Below are 16,513 nucleotides of genomic sequence, written 5' to 3'. Positions count from 1 at the left end.
GGATCCTCCCGCCTCAGGCGCCTCACCGACGACCGCCCCACCGGTCGGCCTGGTGCCGATGACGCCTACCTGGCCGTACCAGGGGGTGACGTGCGGATCCGCCGGCTCTCCAGCGGCCCCAGATACGTCGCTGTCAGGCCGCCCGTGTCGATCACCAGCCGCTGCGCCACCACCGTGGGGTCCACCGCCCAGAACTTCAGACGGTGGACCCCGGCGGAGGCGATCATGTGCCTCGTCGCCGACCTGTTCACGTTGTCGGACGTGTTCCGGGCCCAGACCGTGTTCAGCAGGCCGTCGTCCGCGCCCGCGGTGATGTCCACCGACTGCGGCTCGTCGTCGTCGAAGGACATCGCGTAGTGCAGACCGCCGGAGCCCAGCGTCGGATTCCGCGGGGACAGGTGGGCCCACACCGTCACCTCACCGGCCGACAGCAGGCTCACCTCGTACTCCAGCCGGGGCCGGGCATCCGGGATCCAGCCCCCGGTCACCGGCCATGCCGTCATCCCCGCCCCGGTCCGGCCGATCCCCTCCAGCCGGCGCCACTCCCCCACCGCACGGTCGTAGTGCTCCGCGTCGATCGCCACATAGCCGCCCGCCTCGACGAAACCCCGCAGCCCCCGCGCGGACGGATTCTCGGCGACACAGGTCACCGTCACCGACTCCCCCGCCCCGCTCACCGTCAGCGCCCCGGAGGACCGTCCACCCGGTGCCCGCGACCAGTCCACCCGCACCTCCACCCGCACCTGCTGCGCCACCCGCCCCCGTGGCCGGTCCACCACCAGCCACGGCACCGACGCCTCCACCCGGTAGTCGAAGGGCGTACGGCCCCGGTTGTACACCTCGACGTACTGGCGCGGGCGGGTCTGGTAGGGGCTGAACGGCGGCAAGGTACGCGCGGACGCGCCCGGGACGTCCTCTTCGCCGTCCACCGACACCCCCAGCCCCGCCGCCTCCGGCACCTCGATCCGCCGTACGGCCGGGAAGAGGACGTCCGGCAGGGCCACGTTGTCCTTCTCCGGCTGCTGCCAGGGCGCGTTGGGGCCGTAGCGGTCCACGTCCCCGTAGTCGATGTGCGGCTGGGTCTGGAAGCCCTGCCATTTGCCGTCCGCCACCTGCGAGTTGAAGCGGTCGGCCAGGGCGAAGTCCCGGTCCAGGGCCTGCTCCGCCTGCGCGGCCAGGGAGTTCGTCGCGGCTCTGCCCTGCCGTGCGTACAGCAGGTTGGTGAACTCGGCCGCCCGCAGTGCGTACAGGTTCGCGGTCGCCGTCACCCCGTACCCGACCAGTTCGAACCACGCGTCCTGTGCGGCCGCCGGCAGCCGGCGGGCGATCCGCGCCGCCCGTCTTCCCAGCTCCCGCCACTCCTCCGTGACCCGCTCCAGCTCACCGTGGCCGAAGTAGAAGGGCGTCTGCCGGTCGTCGTACAGCACCTGGCCGTCGTCCGCGAGCGTGATCCGGCGGTTCAGCAGCTCCGGTTTGCGGCGCGCCTGCAGCCGGCCGTAGTCGGCCAGCACTTCGGCGACTTCCTCGGCCACGGCCGCGCCGAAGTTCTGCCTCGCGTACCTCCGCTCCCACTCTCCCAACCGGTCGAAGCTCCAACGCTCAGGACTCCAGGCGTAGTTCAGGAAGAACTCGGCCGGCAGCTCGTTCCCCTTCAGGTCCCCCACGTTGGCCACCCACAGGCCGTGGTTGCCGTAGGCGTGCGCCTGGTGGAGCTGGTCCCAGACGTTGCGGAGGTTCGCGGTGTCGACCCACTTGTAGTTGCGGCCGGCGCCCACGTAGTCGAAGTGGTAGTAGAGGCCGTATCCGCCGCCGCGCGGCTCCGCCGGGGAGGGGTGCTTGCGGATGTTGCCCCAGTTGTCGTCCGTGAGGACCACGGTCACGTCGTCCGGGGCGCGCAGGCCGCGGTCCCAGTAGCGCTGGACCTCCTTGTAGAGGGTCCACACCTGCGGAGTCTCGGCGGCCGGTCGCCCCGTCACCTCCTCTATGATCTGCCGCTGGGCCGCGATGATCTCCTGCATGAGTTCGATGCCGTCGCCGTCGGGGAGACTCGTGTCCCCGTTGCCGCGCATGCCGAGGGTGACCACGCCCTCGAAGCCCTGGTCGGCCATGCGCTGGATGCCGGCCCGCCAGTAGGCCCGGATCGCCTTTGCGTTGCGGCGGTAGGACCACTCGCCGGTTCCCCCGTAAGGGTCGGTGCCGGCGCCCGCGTGGCGGTTCCACTCCTCGATCCCGCGCATCATCGGGGCCTCGTGAGACGTGCCCATGACAACGCCGTAGGCGGCGGCCCGCCGGTGGTTCTCCGGGTCGTCCTCCGCGAACGCCCGCCCCCACACCGCCGGCCAGAGGTAGTTGCCCTTCAGCCGCAGGAGCAGCTCGAAGACACGGGCGTAGAAGTCCGCGTTGAAGCCGCCCGGGTAGCCCGGCGCCTTCCCCGGGCCGAAGTACGCCGGCGCCCAGGTCCCCAGCGCCGGGTTCTCGTCGTTGATGAAGAAGCCCCGGTACTTCACGGCCGGGGTGCCCTGCGTGTGGCGGCCCGGCAGCACCCACACCCGGTCGCGGCGGACCGGCGGCACGTCGTCCCACCAGTACCAGGGGGAGACCCCGATGCCGTACGAGACGTCGTAGGCCCCGAAGATCGTGCCGCGCGGGTCGCTGCCCGCGATGACGAACGCGCGGTCGACGCCGGGCAGCGGGTGGTCGACGACCGTCTGGAGCGAGGTCTCCCACTTCCCCCGCACCCCTGTCACGTCCAGCCTGCCCGACGCCACCAGGCCGTCGATCAGCGGGCTGCGGCCGATCGTGCCGACCAGCACCACGCGCCGGGCGATCGTCGAGCCCGGCCGGACGCCTGTCACCCGTTCGAGGTCGTCGCGGAGGTCGCCCGCCACCCGCACGACTCCGGGGTGGTCCTCGTCGCTCACCACCACCGGGGCGCCGACCAGCGAGAACGCCCCGCCGGTGAAGGAGATGCAGGCGCCGGGGTCGGTCACCCGCGGTGCGCTGTCGTCCTCGGCCCACGCCACGCCCGACGACAGCACGGGCACGGCGGCGAGCCCCGCACCCAGGACAGTCCTTCGACGCACGGACATGACTCACCCCTCCATCCGAATTTGGTCAGCGGCATGACAAATGGTGGAGGGGGCGGCCCGTGCGAACCAGGGGTCGTACGCGCCGAATAGTTTCGAACGGCAAAGGGACCCGTACGACCGGAGTCGTACGGGCCCCTTCAGACCTGCCTGGTCAGCCCTTGCGGGCCGAGATCACTTGTTGATCTTGGTGACCTGGCCGGCGCCGACCGTGCGGCCACCCTCACGGATGGCGAACTTCAGGCCCTCTTCCATGGCGATGGGCTGGATGAGCTCGACCTTCATCTCAGTGTTGTCGCCCGGCATGACCATCTCGGTGCCCTCGGGGAGGGTCACGACGCCGGTCACGTCCGTGGTACGGAAGTAGAACTGCGGACGGTAGTTGTTGAAGAACGGCGTGTGGCGGCCACCCTCGTCCTTGGACAGGATGTAGGCCTGCGCCTCGAACTCGGTGTGCGGGGTGACCGAGCCCGGCTTGATGATGACCTGGCCGCGCTCGACGTCCTCGCGCTTGATGCCGCGGAGCAGCAGACCGACGTTCTCACCGGCCTGGCCCTCGTCGAGCAGCTTGCGGAACATCTCGATGCCGGTGACCGTGGTGGTGGTCTTCTCGGTCTTGATGCCGATGATGTCGACGGTCTCGTTGACCTTGAGGACACCACGCTCGATACGACCGGTGACGACGGTGCCACGACCGGTGATCGTGAAGACGTCCTCGATCGGCATCAGGAACGGCTTGTCGACGTCACGCTCGGGCTGCGGGATGGCCTCGTCGACGGCGGACATCAGGTCCAGGACGGACTGGGTCCACTCGGGGTCGCCCTCAAGGGCCTTGAGCGCGGAGACCTTGACGACCGGCAGGTCGTCGCCCGGGAACTCGTACTCGGAGAGGAGCTCACGGACCTCGAGCTCGACGAGCTCCATGATCTCCTCGTCGTCCACCATGTCGGCCTTGTTCAGGGCGACGACGATGTACGGAACGCCGACCTGGCGGGCCAGGAGCACGTGCTCCTTGGTCTGCGGCATCGGGCCGTCGGTGGCGGCCACGACCAGGATCGCGCCGTCCATCTGCGCGGCACCCGTGATCATGTTCTTGATGTAGTCCGCGTGACCGGGGCAGTCGACGTGCGCGTAGTGACGGGTCTCCGTCTGGTACTCGACGTGCGCGATGGAGATCGTGATACCGCGCTGACGCTCCTCGGGCGCCTTGTCGATGTTGTCGAACGCGGTCGCCTCGTTCAGGTCCGGGTACGCGTCGTGCAGCACCTTGGTAATGGCGGCCGTGAGGGTCGTCTTACCGTGGTCGATGTGACCGATGGTGCCGATGTTGACGTGCGGCTTAGTCCGCTCGAACTTCGCCTTCGCCACTGGGGTCCTCCTGTGGAGTGGTTCTGTACGCCTTGATTCGATCGGTTTGATGCGATCGGCGCCAGGTGATCTTTGCTGTTGGGTCCCGGGCCCCGGGCCATTCCACCGCGAATGCGGAGGAACGACCCGTGAGGCTCCGGGGTCAAGCCTAAGGCGTGTGTGCGCGCCGCGTGGAACGCGGTACTTACTCGCCCTTGGCCTTCGCGATGATCTCCTCGGCGACGTTCCGCGGAACCTCGGCGTAGGAGTCGAACTGCATGGAGTAGCTGGCCCGGCCGGACGTCTTGCTGCGCAGGTCGCCGACGTAACCGAACATCTCCGAGAGGGGCACGAGGCCCTTCACGACGCGGGCACCGGCCCGCTCCTCCATGGCCTGGATCTGGCCACGGCGGGAGTTGATGTCGCCGATGACCTCACCCATGTAGTCCTCGGGCGTGGTGACCTCGACGGCCATCATCGGCTCGAGGAGCACGGGCTTGGCCTTGCGCGCGGCCTCCTTGAAGGCCTGCGAACCGGCGATCTTGAAGGCCAGCTCGGAGGAGTCGACCTCGTGGTAGCCACCGTCGAGGAGCGTGACGCGGACACCGGTCATCTCGTAACCGGCGAGGATGCCGAACTGCATGGCCTCCTGCGCACCGGCGTCGACCGAAGGGATGTACTCCTTCGGGATACGACCACCGGTCACCTTGTTCACGAACTCGTACGAGGCGTCGCCGCTCTCGATCGGCTCGATCGCGATCTGCACCTTGGCGAACTGACCGGTACCACCGGTCTGCTTCTTGTGGGTGTAGTCGACGCGGTCGACGGCCTGACGGATCGTCTCGCGGTACGCGACCTGCGGCTTGCCGACGTTGGCCTCGACCCGGAACTCACGGCGCATACGGTCGACCAGCACCTCGAGGTGCAGCTCGCCCATACCACCGATGATGGTCTGGCCGGTCTCCTCGTCCGAGTGGACCTGGAAGGAGGGGTCCTCCTCCGCGAGACGCTGGATGGCGACACCCAGCTTCTCCTGGTCACCCTTGGACTTGGGCTCGATGGCGACCTGGATGACCGGCGCCGGGAAGTCCATGGACTCCAGGATCACCGGCTGCTTGTCGTCGCACAGCGTCTCACCGGTCGTGGTCTGCTTCAGACCCATGACGGCGATGATGTCGCCGGCGCCCACCGACTCGATCTCCTCACGCTTGTTCGCGTGCATGCGGTAGATCTTGCCGATGCGCTCCTTCTTGCCCTTGACGGAGTTCAGCACAGCGCTGCCGGACTCCAGGCGGCCCGAGTAGACCCGGACGAAGGTGAGCTTGCCGAGGTGCGGGTCGCTCATGATCTTGAACGCCAGCGCGGACAGCGGCTCCTCGTCGGACGGCTTGCGCTTGACCACGACCTCCGGGTCCTTCACGTCGTGGCCTTCGATGGCCTCGACGTCCAGGGGGGAGGGCAGGTAGCGAACGACCGCGTCGAGCAGGGGCTGGACGCCCTTGTTCTTGAACGCGGTACCGCAGAACACCGGGGTGACGGTGACGCCGTCGGACTTGCCGGACGCGATGGTGATGCGACGGATCGCGGCGTACAGCTGCTCCACGGAAGGCTCCTGGCCCTCCAGGTACAGCTCCATGATCTCGTCGTCGTTCTCGGCGACGGTCTCGACGAGCTTGCCGCGGTACTCCTCGGCAGCCTCGGTGTGGGTGGCCGGGATGTCGACGACGTCGTACATCTCGCCCTTCTCCGCCTCGGCGGACCACACGAAGGCCTTCATCGTGACCAGGTCGACGACGCCCTTGAAGTCGGCCTCGGCACCGATCGGGAGCTGCATGACGATCGGCGTGGCGCCCAGGCGGCCGCTGATCATGTCGACGCAGCGGTGGAACTCGGCACCGGTCCGGTCGAGCTTGTTGACGAAGCAGATACGCGGCACGCCGTAGCGGTCCGCCTGACGCCACACCGTCTCGGACTGGGGCTCGACACCGGCGACGCCGTCGAACACCGTCACGGCACCGTCGAGCACGCGCAGGGAGCGCTCCACCTCGACGGTGAAGTCGACGTGGCCCGGGGTGTCGATGATGTTGATGGTGTGGTCGACGTCTTCGAGCGGCCAGTGACAGGTGGTGGCAGCAGAGGTGATCGTGATGCCACGCTCCTGCTCCTGCTCCATCCAGTCCATGGTGGCGGCGCCGTCGTGGACCTCACCGATCTTGTACGAAACGCCGGTGTAGAACAGGATCCGCTCGGTGGTGGTCGTCTTGCCCGCGTCGATGTGGGCCATGATCCCGATGTTGCGGACCTTGGCCAGGTCAAGTGAAGTGGTAGCCATAAGGCTTCGGTCTTCTCTCGGTCTCGATGGGGGTAGCGACTACCAGCGGTAGTGCGCGAAGGCCTTGTTGGACTCGGCCATCTTGTGCGTGTCCTCGCGCTTCTTGACGGCCGCACCGAGGCCGTTCGAAGCGTCGAGAAGCTCGTTGAGCAGACGCTCGGTCATGGTCTTCTCGCGACGGGCGCGGGAGTAGCCGACGAGCCAGCGCAGCGCGAGGGTGTTGGCGCGACCGGGCTTGACCTCGATCGGAACCTGGTACGTCGCACCACCGACACGGCGGGACTTGACCTCGAGGGTCGGCTTGATGTTCTCCAGCGCGCGCTTCAGCGTGATGACCGGGTCGTTGCTGGTCTTCTCGCGCAGGCCCTCCATGGCGCCGTACACGATGCGCTCGGCGGTGGAGCGCTTGCCGTTCAGCAGCACCTTGTTGATCAGGGAGGTGACAAGAGGAGAACCGTAGACCGGGTCGATGATGACCGGGCGCTTCGGGGCGGGGCCCTTACGAGGCATTCTTACTTCTCCTTCTTGGCGCCGTAGCGGCTGCGGGCCTGCTTGCGGTTCTTGACACCCTGGGTGTCGAGCGAGCCGCGGATGATCTTGTAGCGAACACCGGGCAGGTCCTTCACACGGCCGCCGCGCACGAGCACGATGGAGTGCTCCTGCAGGTTGTGTCCCTCACCCGGAATGTAAGCGGTGACCTCGATCCCGCTGGTCAGACGCACACGCGCGACCTTACGCAGGGCCGAGTTCGGCTTCTTCGGGGTGGTCGTGAACACACGCGTGCAGACGCCCCGGCGCTGAGGGGAGCCCTCGAGTGCGGGGGTCTTGTTCTTCTCGACCTTGTCCTGCCGGCCCTTGCGGACCAGCTGCTGGATCGTAGGCACTACTTCTCCGGTTTCTGTGTGCCGATGGTGAAGCTAACCTGGAACGTCGCCGACCCACGCGGTCGGGTGTGTCGGATTCCGCGAACTCCTGCCGGATGGCAGAAGGGGGCGCGGATCACGGTGGCCACTTCATCGCTCAGGTGCGGTTTGAAGGCACGCACGAGGGTCAGGGCACACCCCAGGCACAAGGTCTGAGCGTACCCAGCGCATTCACTCCGGTCAAAACAAAAGGAGGGGGACCGGTTGCGGAGGACCTGAGCTGCGGTTTTGGGAGGCCTTCCGATATACCACGAAGACGAACGACACGCGAACGGAGTGCGGCGCGGACTGACGGGTTCAGCCAGGCACCTGTGCGACGCTGATCGGATCTTCCGATCGCCGGTTGCTGGAACGCGCCCTCAGGGGCGCGGGACTGCATAAACATGCGGCTCCGCCGCGTGGGCGCGACCAGCCACAACGAACCCGCAGCCGCCCGACGACCACGCGCGGCAGCCGCTCCGGCGTTCTCCAGGGGGCCCCACCGCCATGAGCACAGCTCAGAGCAACACCGCGCCGACCACCGAAACCCCGCCGCGCCCCCGCCGCCTCCCCCCGGCGCTCCGCCCCTACCTCCCACCCCTGGCCCTCTACGGCGCCGCCAAGCTCACCGGTCTCCTGGTCTTCGCCTGGCTGCTGACCTACGCCGGCGACTTCCGCCGCAAAGACCCCCGCTTCGGCGGCGGCGCCCACTGGTGGGACGTCCTGTCCACCTGGGACGGCTGGTGGTACCTCCAGGTCGCGCAGAAGGGCTACCACCCCGAGCCCCTGCAGCCCCTCGCCCCCGGCGGCCAGTTCACGGCGGAACAGAACTCGGTCGCGTTCTTCCCCCTGTTCCCGGGCCTGATCCGAGCGGTCTCGGAGGTGACGGGCCTCGGCCTCTACGGCGCCGCGGTCCTCGTCTCGGTCCTGTGCTCCTTCGTCGCGGCGGCCGGTATCCACGCCGTGATCTCGACGCTCGCCGGCGCCCGCGTCGGCGCCATCGCCGCAGGCCTGTGGGCGGTGGCCCCCGCCGCCGGCGTCGAGTGGGCGGTCTACACGGAATCCCTCTTCGTCGCCATCGCCGCCTGGACCTGCCACGCCGTGATGAAGCGCCGCTGGGTGACCGCGGGCCTGCTCGCGTTCCTGTCCGGCCTGAGCCGTCCGACGGCGGCCGTACTGATCGGCGCGGTGGGCCTGGCCGCCCTGGTGACGCTGCTACGACCGGACAGCCGGCGCGAGCACGGGGTCGCCGCCCCGCTGTACGCGGCGATCGCGGCCCCGCTCGGCCTGCTCACCTATATCGCCTGGGTCGGCTGGTCGATGGGCGGCCCCGGCGCCTACTTCGCGCTGCAGCGCGAGGCCTGGTCCCACTACTTCGACTTCGGCGCGTACACCCTGGACGTGCTGCGGAACGTGGCGGTGGGGCGCGGCGACTATCTCTTCGCCTTCTCCGTCCCGGACCTGATCGCCGTGCAGCTGGTGGTGGCGCTGCCGTTCCTGGTCGCGCTGATGCTGCGGAAACGGCCGCCGCTGGTGCTCACGGCGTACACCCTCGCCTCGATCGTGACGGTCCTCGGCACCCAGCAGATGTTCGGGAACACCCCGCGCTATCTGCTCCCCGTCTTCCCCCTCCTCCTGGCCCCGGCGGCGGCGATGAGCCGGCTGAGGTGGCCGAGCCTGGCGGTGTTCTTCTCGACGGCGGCGATCGCGTCCGGGTGGTACGCGCACTACGTGATCTTCGAGCTGGGAATCCCCTAGGGGCGGAGGCCGGGATGCCCCCGCCCCTGGTCCGGGCCCGGACCTGGATCCAGGTCTGAAACCGGGCCCGGATCGGCTACGGCCGCCGGGCGGCCGCGCGTTCCGCCGCGAAGACGTCCTCCAGGCGGAAGAGGGCGGCCCGGCCGGCCTTTCCGGCGGCCTCGAGGTGGCCCAATTGGACCCATTTCCTGATGGTCGCCGGGGCGACGCCGGCCTCCTGGGCGGCGAGCGGCCCGGGGACGAGAGTGGGCGAACCCGGGCTCGTCATCGGTGGCTCCACTCCCCCTCGTCCCAGGTGTGCCGGTAGGCCGGGTCGTCGTGGCAGCCGCAGTCCGGGGCGGTGCAGCGGCAGGCCGGGTTGACGCAGAGGACGGCGGCGCGGTCCGGGAAGGCGCGCAGGGAGACGGAGTCGCACCAGGGGCAGCGCCCGGAGACGCGGACCACGGTCTCGGTGTCGCCCAGGGCGCGGGCGCAGCGCCGGGCCATCCGGCGGGTCTCGTCCCGGACGTGGGCGGCGAGGACGGGGTCGGCGGCGATGCCGTCGAGGAGGCCGACGATCCGGCGCAGCCGCTCGGGCACGGAGGCGCGGCGGACGCGGGGCAGCCCGAGCCGGTCCCGCACTGCTTCCTCCAGTTCGACCACGCCGTCGGTGATGTCGCGGATGGTGTCGGAGATGTGCAGCCGCAGCGGCGCGGCACTGTGACCGGGGGCGACGAGTCCCTGAGTCTGCCGGAGCAGCAGCGCCTCGGCGCGCTCCTCCCGGAGCCGGTCGGCGAGGTCCGCGGGCGGCGGGGCGGGCGTGGCCGGCCGGCCCGGGGCGGCGCCGCGGCCGGGGGCGAGCTCGACGGCCAGCTCGGGGAACTGCTGGAGAAGCAGGCCGATCCAGAGAGCGGCGTTGTCGGCGGCGCGGTCTTCGGAGGGTGGGTGTGCGGGGGTCGTACGGCGATCAGGCAACGGAGCCTCCGCGGCGCAGGGCGCCCTGGACGACCGGGCCCTGCATGACCGGGAGGAGACGCGCGGGGATCTCGACCGGGCGGCCCCGGCGCCAGAGGCGGCCCCCGCAGACGCCGTCGAACCAGTTGGCGGCGGGGGCGACGGTCTCCTCGCAGTCGCGCCGTACCGGGCAGCGGGCGCAGGCCTGCAGGGCGGGGGCGGCCTCCTTCACCTTCTTCGAGAAGACAACCCGGGGCGGGAGCCCGGCGCAGGCGGCCGTGGCCTGCCAGGCGGGCGGTGGGCATGAGCTGCCGGTGACGGACATGGGGCCTCCCAATGTGGCTCCGGTGGGGCTGGTGTGAGGCGAGCGCCGTCAAGACTTACAGATTGCGCGCGCGCTCGCAACAAATATGCCAGTGACCCTTTCGGTAGATCATGGAAGGACCGGGATCACTCGGGCGCACACAGCCACCGAATCTCCCCGCATGGCACGGACTTTCCTCAGTGCTTGCACGAGAGCACGTAATTCTGTGCGCGCAAGCAAGCTAAGCTTGCTGCCCTCCAAAGGAAGCGAGCCCTCAGATGACCAGCCAGGATCTGGACGCGTTCGCCGCGTGGGTCGAAGACCTGATGCGCGACCGCGGCTACGACATCGACAGTCCACGCGGCGGCGGCAAGTCGCGGATAGCGGACGAGGCGGGGGTGCACCGGGCCGCCGTCACACGCCTGCTGCAGCGCCAGAGCATGCCGGACCTGGAGACCACACGCCGGCTCGCCCGCGTACTGGGCGTCCAGGTCCGCGAGATGCTCATCCGCTCCGGCCGCCTGACGGCGGAGGAACTGGCCGACCCGCACGACTACCCGGCCTCCCCGGCCCCGAGCGCGGAGTTCGGCCGCCGGCCCACATTGGAGGAGGTCGCCGACCTGCTGGGAGTCCCGGCCGACCGACGGGAGATGTTCGTGCGGGTGGTGGAACAGTTCCTGCCCAACGACGCACACGACGAGCCGGTGGACGCGGCAACGACGATCGCGGACTGAACGCCCTTTTGTTGGACGCGCCATCAAGGAGACCCGTGGGCCGACGGGCGCTCTTCACGGGGGGCGCGGGCGCCCCGCCAGGGGCGCGGGGCTGCATTGAATGTGCGGCTACCGCCGCGCGGGCGCGACCAGCCACAACGCGCCCGCAGTAAACCCCCCACCTCAGGCCCCTCCCCCTCTCTCCTCTCCATCACCTCGCAGATTTAGTTGCGTGCGCGCACGCTCCCTGTCACAGTTGCTGCAGCGGCGGAGCTGTGCCCGGCGCCCCGCCCCCCTCCGCACGCATCCCACCCGCTGCCCCGAGGTGACGCATGACCACACCCACCCCACCCGCCTCGTTCCCCGACGTCGAGGCGATGATCGTCGACGTCCTGGAGGACGACGCACGGCTCTCCGGCGCCACCGTCGCCGTACAGGCACCGACCGGCTTCGACGGCACCACCGCCGCCGTCTTCGTGAACCGCCGCGGCGGCGCCTGGGTCGGCGAACGCCACGTCGACCAGCCGCTGATCGAGCTGGAGGTGTACGGCCCGACCAAGCACGCCGCACACGTCCTGGCCAACGACGCCCGCCAGATCCTGCTGTCGATGGCGAACAACCGCTACGGCACGAACCTCGTCACGGAGGTCGAGGAACAGGACGGCCCGCGCTGGCTGCCCGACTACCTCTACTCGGCGGCCAACCGCTACGTCACCGTGATGAAGGTGTACGTCGACGTCTACTGACCGTCGGCCCCACAGACCGAAGGCCCCGCCACCCCGGCGGGGCCTTCGTCGTACCCGGACACCCCGGGTACGGCACCCCGCCCGAACAACCCACCTCATATCAAGGGGAAACCACCATGGCAGGAACCAACTCCTCCGAGATCCGCATCGCCGGCGTAGGCCGCCTCTACGTCGCCACCGCCGACACCAAGGTGCCGACGACCTTCTCCTCCGACACCGCCACCGACTGGGCCAGCTGGAAGAACCTCGGCTTCACCTCCGGTGACGGCGTCACCTTCTCCAAGAAGGACAAGCTGGAGCCGGTCGACGTGTGGCAGGCCGTCAGCCCGGTGCACTTCGTGTACTCGGACCGCGACCTCACCCTGAAGTTCTCGCTGATGCAGTTCAACGAGGACACGCTGCCCTTCTTCATGGGCGGCGGCACGGTGGACGCGGTGACCGGTTCGACCGGCGTCTACAAGTACGACATCGCCGACCGGCCGTTCGCGGACGTGCGTGCCCTCGGCCTGGAGTTCACGGATGTCCGGGCGAGCGACGGCACCACCGTCACCTACCGCTTCGGCATCCCGCGCGGCCAGGTCACCGCGGCGGACGACATCAAGCTGGCCCGCAAGTCGGCGGCCCAGCTCGGCATCACCTACACGGCGATGGCCGCCGCCGACGGCTCGGCGCTGGCCAGCTTCGTGATGAAGGACGCCGCGTACGCCGCGTCCTGACCCCCCGGGGTGGGGCGGACCCCGGTCCGCCCCACCCCGGAGCTGCTCCCCTTTTCCTTCTGCCTCTCTCCAAGGAGTCCCCATGGCCCGTTTCGACGTCAACGCGGCGCGCGCCCAGCGCCTCGAAGCCCTCGGCCGCACCTGGTCGTTCGAACTCGACAGCGAGAGCTACACCCTGCCCACGGAGCTGACCCGCGCGACCGCGAAGGCCCTGCGCAAGCTCGACGACAACGACGTGGACGGGCTGCTGCGCCTGCTGCTCGGCGAGAAGCAGTTCACCCGCTTCGAACAGCACGAGGTCACCATGCAGGACATCGCCGCCATCCTGGAGGCCTACGGCAAGGAGACCGGGCTCGGCCTGGGGGAAGGCTGAGCCTCGTCGGGTTCGTCGAAGAACACGCCGAGGCCCTCGAAGCGGACCTGCTCCGCTACTACGGCACCGACCTGCTCGACTGGCACCGCGAGACGCTGACCGCACGGCGTCTCGCGCTGCTCATCAAGCACCTGCCGCGCGACAGCGCGCTGAACAGGGAGCTGCACGGCGAGGCCGCCGAGTGGTCGGTGTCCGACCATCTCCTCGCCGCCGCGGTGGACCATCTGGCGGCCGCGAACTGGATGTTCGCAAGCGTCAACTCGGAGGAGGGCGACCAGCCGGAACCTCCGGCACCGGTGCCGAGACCGTCGTACGACGCGGAACAACCGGCGGACGCAAAGGAACCGGACCCGGGTGCGGCCCCGCCCGCCTCCGACTCGGCCCCCTCTGCCGTACAACTGGCCCGCTTCTTCGGCTGATTCAGCTGTACGGCACCGCCCCGGTCGGCCTGCTCACTCGTCCCGGCGCCGACCGGGGGCCCGGCCCTCCAGCTCGTCCGCGAGGGCCCGGGCCTTGTCGGAGAGGCGGCGGCCGGGAGCATCGGCAGACTCCTGCTGCTCCCGCTCCTCACCGCCACCGTCCCCCCGACGCCCCTTGTCCCGGCCACCACCGGAGGCGTCCCGCTTCAGCGGAGGCACACTGGGCCGCCCGTTCCGCCGTACGACCGAACGCCGTTCGGCGGCGGCCGGCACCACCCGCTTCCCCCGCACGTCACGCGCGGACAGCAGGGTGTCGGCCCCGGGCCCGGCGTCCGCACCCTCGTCGCCCTCGAAGTCCTCGACCTCGTCGACGACGCCGTCCCACGGTGTCCCGTCCGCGACGGACCACTCCCGCTCGCCACGCTGCTCTACCCGCGTCCATTCGGACGGCGGCCGAAGAAGCTGGACATAGGGCAGCGGAATCACCTCACCGCCCCGCTCCCCGTCCCCCGGCCATCTCCCGCCGGTCGAGTTCACCGCGCGGAAGGATCACCAGGTCCTCGGGCTCGTACCCGAAACTCAGGACCAGCTCGGAGAGACGAGCGATGAGATGTGGCAGATCGGAGGCCTGTTCCAGCCAGTCGATCACGTGTCGTTGCCGCGCGCTGCTCGCGTCCCCGTCCACCCCGTAGGCCTTGCTCTCGTCCCTGCCCCATCGCGCCCCCGCGCGAGGACGGCCGCCCGTTGGCCGTCCACCGTCGCATGACAGGCCCTCAGGTCCGTTGTCAGGCCGCACCGTTCACTTTCGATTCACCGACGGGAGAACGGCCGGATCCTCCTCCACGACTCTGACACAACATCCACTGCACCCCGCCATCACCGCAGGTCCGGACCGGGCGGCAACGGAGAGTGAAAGAAAGAGGCTTCGGCAAACACGGAGCGACACCGTAGGATTACTCGTACACTAGTTCGAACAGACGCTTCGAACGCGTCAGGAGCGCCCACCTGTACCACCAGCCCAGCGGACAGACCGGAAAGCAGGACGACGACATGGCGACTGGCACGAGCAACTTCCCGCACCAGCCGATCGACACCTACTCCCGCCTCGCCCATCTCCTGCACTCCCCCGCGCCCGATCGCGAGGCACTGCTCGACCGGCTGTACGAGGAACTGCTTACCCGCGAGTCCCGCGCCTACGCCGCCGGCTGGACCGACGCCCTCACGGAAGCCCGCCGAAGCCGCCCGTAGCCTCCGACTCACACCACGACGTGCACCACACCGGCTTCTCGCCGCACCCCGCCCGGTGCCACCCCCACCGCCGCGACACCGCCACGACCAACCGCAGCCCCCTCCCGCTCTCACCCAACGGGTCGCTGCTGAGGGCAAGTTGAGGCATCCGCCCCGGCTCCCGATCGACCACCACCACCCGGAGCGACGGCGCCGCGAACCGCCGCCCGGCCCGCCCCAGCACCATCTCCAACACGGAGGCGGGCCGCTTCGGCATCAGGGGGCAGCGCCTGCGGCGCATGGCCGCGATCCAACTCCGGCCGGCGGGACGAGTACCGCGAACAACTGCGTCGAGACAGCCGCCGCTCCTCCCTCCCCTCGACGAAGGTCGGCCGGGCGACGAGAAGGAACACGGAGAGCCCCAAGACGACCACACCCGCTCCGGCTGTTACGGCGACAAACTTTGGCCTGGGCTGGAATTCCGGGACCCTGCGGCTACTCTCCCGAGCCGAGAAAGAAACAAAGAAGAAAATCCCCGCGGCCGGCAACAGCCCCACGGAGACGAAGAGGTACCAGACTTCCGCCGCGCGGCGGGACGAGGATCAGAATCCACTCGCAAACGCGAGTGTCGCCGCCGCCAACAGTGGCAGCGCAACGCAGGAGAGATAAGGGAAGGCGCGTTTCAAGGTGTGCCGCGAGACGAGAGAGGCCGGCGCGTATCCGGCCGGATCATAGAGCGCATCCGACTCCTCACCGATCTCGAGCGGTGGAGTCTTGTAGTTGGCCTCCTTGAATTGGTAGACGCGGCCGTCCTGGACGTTCGTGAAATTCAACTTGATGACGTATTGGCCGCTCTTGTCCTTCTCGATGCCGACGCATCTGGCTTTCACGGAAACGCCCCGAACGCGCAGTGCGCGATAGATACGCACGCCGCGCAGGTCCAACAGCAGTGCGCCGACACAGGCGGCTGCGATCACCACATAGGCCCAGACGCTCACAGCGCCCACCTCCGACGAGAAAAACAGCCAAGTCTGCCCCACTGTACGGACTTCACCACCACGAGGTGAACCCACTGGAGGGTCATCAAAAATGAGCGAACCTAGCAATGCGGACATATACAACAGAATAGTGGAGGTCAAGGGTCAACTCGGCCTGGTTGACGCGGACGTCAAGCGCATCAGGCAGGAGATGCTCAGCCGGGCCGACTTCGACGCGAAAATCAAGCAACTTTCCGGAAAGGATTCCTCTGCCGAGAAAAAGGAGGACGAGGACTGGAAGATACGAATCTCCAACTGGTCGGATGGGCTTCTCGGGGGCATCGGAAAGGTCGTGGAAAATCTGCTTGCCGGCAAGTGGGAAGCGCTCGCCCTGGCCATCCTGGCCCTCTTCGGCGTTCAGTTCGTCTCCTGGACCAGCCTGCTCAAGAAGGCAATGGACAAGGGAGGATTCGAAGAAAAGTCAGACAGTTTCTTCAAGTACGGGAAGAAAGCGACCACCCCGCAGCCGCAGGGTCCGATACGCCCTGCAGACATCCAGAACCTGAAGGATGCCCGGCGGGTTGCCACGACCTTGGCGCGGTCTCTGACCAATCTTTCGCAGGAGATGGAGCGAGTGGCGCAGGCCGCCGCATAGCGGTCGGTACTCACCGAAAGGACGG

At 68.9% G+C, this 16,513-nt stretch carries 19 protein-coding genes; 8 read left to right on the top strand and 11 right to left on the bottom strand.

Annotated elements, in window-relative coordinates; genetic code table 11:
• Positions 1 to 65: 65 nt before the first annotated feature.
• The 5 genes from ACFZDK_RS01535 to rpsL form a co-directional block, all read right to left on the bottom strand.
• Positions 66 to 3,089 carry a glycosyl hydrolase 115 family protein gene (locus tag ACFZDK_RS01535; protein ID WP_390968689.1) on the bottom strand — a complete coding sequence of 1,008 codons (3,024 nt, stop codon included), beginning with the start codon at positions 3,087 to 3,089 and terminating at the stop codon, positions 66 to 68.
• Between the two features lie 171 nt (positions 3,090 to 3,260).
• A complete protein-coding gene (gene tuf / locus ACFZDK_RS01530) occupies positions 3,261 to 4,454 on the bottom strand; it encodes an elongation factor Tu (RefSeq protein ID WP_390968687.1) in 1,194 nt (397 codons plus the stop codon).
• A 184-nt stretch (positions 4,455 to 4,638) separates the two neighbouring features.
• Positions 4,639 to 6,765, bottom strand: coding sequence for an elongation factor G (gene fusA / locus ACFZDK_RS01525; RefSeq protein WP_355720010.1), 2,127 nt, complete (start codon positions 6,763 to 6,765; stop codon positions 4,639 to 4,641).
• 39 nt (positions 6,766 to 6,804) lie between these two features.
• Positions 6,805 to 7,275, bottom strand: a complete 471-nt coding sequence (gene rpsG, locus ACFZDK_RS01520) for a 30S ribosomal protein S7 (protein ID WP_005481264.1) — start codon at positions 7,273 to 7,275, stop codon at positions 6,805 to 6,807.
• A 2-nt stretch (positions 7,276 to 7,277) separates the two neighbouring features.
• Positions 7,278 to 7,649 (bottom strand): 30S ribosomal protein S12, encoded by a 372-nt coding sequence (rpsL, locus tag ACFZDK_RS01515; RefSeq protein ID WP_003948652.1) that lies wholly within the window; start codon positions 7,647 to 7,649, stop codon positions 7,278 to 7,280.
• 525 nt (positions 7,650 to 8,174) lie between these two features.
• Here rpsL and ACFZDK_RS01510 point away from each other — a divergent pair.
• A complete protein-coding gene (locus ACFZDK_RS01510) occupies positions 8,175 to 9,425 on the top strand; it encodes a hypothetical protein (protein WP_390968684.1) in 1,251 nt (416 codons plus the stop codon).
• A 76-nt stretch (positions 9,426 to 9,501) separates the two neighbouring features.
• On the opposite strand, the gene ACFZDK_RS01505 is transcribed toward ACFZDK_RS01510, so the two are convergent.
• From ACFZDK_RS01505 to ACFZDK_RS01495, 3 genes are read right to left on the bottom strand one after another with little or no spacing between them, the layout of a single operon-like run.
• Complete coding sequence (locus tag ACFZDK_RS01505) at positions 9,502 to 9,693, bottom strand: hypothetical protein (RefSeq protein ID WP_390968682.1); 192 nt, start codon at positions 9,691 to 9,693, stop codon at positions 9,502 to 9,504.
• Positions 9,690 to 10,379 carry a hypothetical protein gene (locus ACFZDK_RS01500; RefSeq protein WP_390968681.1) on the bottom strand — a complete coding sequence of 230 codons (690 nt, stop codon included), beginning with the start codon at positions 10,377 to 10,379 and terminating at the stop codon, positions 9,690 to 9,692. Before ACFZDK_RS01500 ends, ACFZDK_RS01505 begins: the two co-directional genes overlap by 4 nt.
• Complete coding sequence (locus ACFZDK_RS01495; RefSeq protein ID WP_390968679.1) at positions 10,372 to 10,683, bottom strand: WhiB family transcriptional regulator; 312 nt, start codon at positions 10,681 to 10,683, stop codon at positions 10,372 to 10,374. Before ACFZDK_RS01495 ends, ACFZDK_RS01500 begins: the two co-directional genes overlap by 8 nt.
• A 257-nt stretch (positions 10,684 to 10,940) precedes the next feature.
• Here ACFZDK_RS01495 and ACFZDK_RS01490 point away from each other — a divergent pair, with 257 nt between their 5' ends.
• The 5 genes from ACFZDK_RS01490 (at position 10,941) to ACFZDK_RS01470 (ending at position 13,629) form a co-directional block, all read left to right on the top strand.
• Positions 10,941 to 11,396 carry a helix-turn-helix domain-containing protein gene (locus ACFZDK_RS01490; RefSeq protein ID WP_390968677.1) on the top strand — a complete coding sequence of 152 codons (456 nt, stop codon included), beginning with the start codon at positions 10,941 to 10,943 and terminating at the stop codon, positions 11,394 to 11,396.
• A 311-nt stretch (positions 11,397 to 11,707) separates the two neighbouring features.
• On the top strand, positions 11,708 to 12,121 hold the full coding sequence (locus tag ACFZDK_RS01485; protein ID WP_390968675.1) for a hypothetical protein: 414 nt from the start codon (positions 11,708 to 11,710) through the stop codon (positions 12,119 to 12,121).
• 116 nt (positions 12,122 to 12,237) lie between these two features.
• Positions 12,238 to 12,837, top strand: coding sequence for a phage tail protein (locus ACFZDK_RS01480; protein ID WP_351487298.1), 600 nt, complete (start codon positions 12,238 to 12,240; stop codon positions 12,835 to 12,837).
• Between the two features lie 82 nt (positions 12,838 to 12,919).
• Complete coding sequence (locus ACFZDK_RS01475; protein ID WP_351487295.1) at positions 12,920 to 13,210, top strand: hypothetical protein; 291 nt, start codon at positions 12,920 to 12,922, stop codon at positions 13,208 to 13,210.
• Between the two features lie 47 nt (positions 13,211 to 13,257).
• Positions 13,258 to 13,629 carry a hypothetical protein gene (locus ACFZDK_RS01470; protein ID WP_390970040.1) on the top strand — a complete coding sequence of 124 codons (372 nt, stop codon included), beginning with the start codon at positions 13,258 to 13,260 and terminating at the stop codon, positions 13,627 to 13,629.
• Positions 13,630 to 13,662: 33 nt separating this feature from the next.
• Here ACFZDK_RS01470 and ACFZDK_RS01465 read toward each other — a convergent pair whose 3' ends face one another.
• On the bottom strand, positions 13,663 to 14,115 hold the full coding sequence (locus tag ACFZDK_RS01465) for a hypothetical protein (protein ID WP_390968671.1): 453 nt from the start codon (positions 14,113 to 14,115) through the stop codon (positions 13,663 to 13,665).
• A gap of 1 nt (position 14,116) precedes the next feature.
• Positions 14,117 to 14,314 (bottom strand): hypothetical protein, encoded by a 198-nt coding sequence (locus ACFZDK_RS01460; protein ID WP_390968667.1) that lies wholly within the window; start codon positions 14,312 to 14,314, stop codon positions 14,117 to 14,119.
• Positions 14,315 to 14,679: 365 nt separating this feature from the next.
• Between ACFZDK_RS01460 and ACFZDK_RS01455 the strand changes: the two genes are divergently transcribed.
• Entirely contained in the window at positions 14,680 to 14,877 is a 198-nt protein-coding gene (locus ACFZDK_RS01455) for a hypothetical protein (RefSeq protein WP_390968665.1), read from the top strand.
• 581 nt (positions 14,878 to 15,458) lie between these two features.
• Here the strand turns inward: ACFZDK_RS01455 and ACFZDK_RS01450 are convergent.
• Complete coding sequence (locus ACFZDK_RS01450) at positions 15,459 to 15,854, bottom strand: hypothetical protein (protein ID WP_390968663.1); 396 nt, start codon at positions 15,852 to 15,854, stop codon at positions 15,459 to 15,461.
• A 130-nt stretch (positions 15,855 to 15,984) separates the two neighbouring features.
• On the opposite strand from ACFZDK_RS01450, the gene ACFZDK_RS01445 reads away from it, so the two are divergent.
• Positions 15,985 to 16,488 carry a hypothetical protein gene (locus ACFZDK_RS01445; protein ID WP_390968661.1) on the top strand — a complete coding sequence of 168 codons (504 nt, stop codon included), beginning with the start codon at positions 15,985 to 15,987 and terminating at the stop codon, positions 16,486 to 16,488.
• The last annotated feature ends 25 nt before the right edge of the window (positions 16,489 to 16,513 follow it).

The organism is Streptomyces sp. NPDC007901, from assembly GCF_042959465.1.
GTDB lineage: Bacteria > Actinomycetota > Actinomycetes > Streptomycetales > Streptomycetaceae > Streptomyces.
This window is presented reverse-complemented; position numbering and strand designations above follow the sequence as displayed.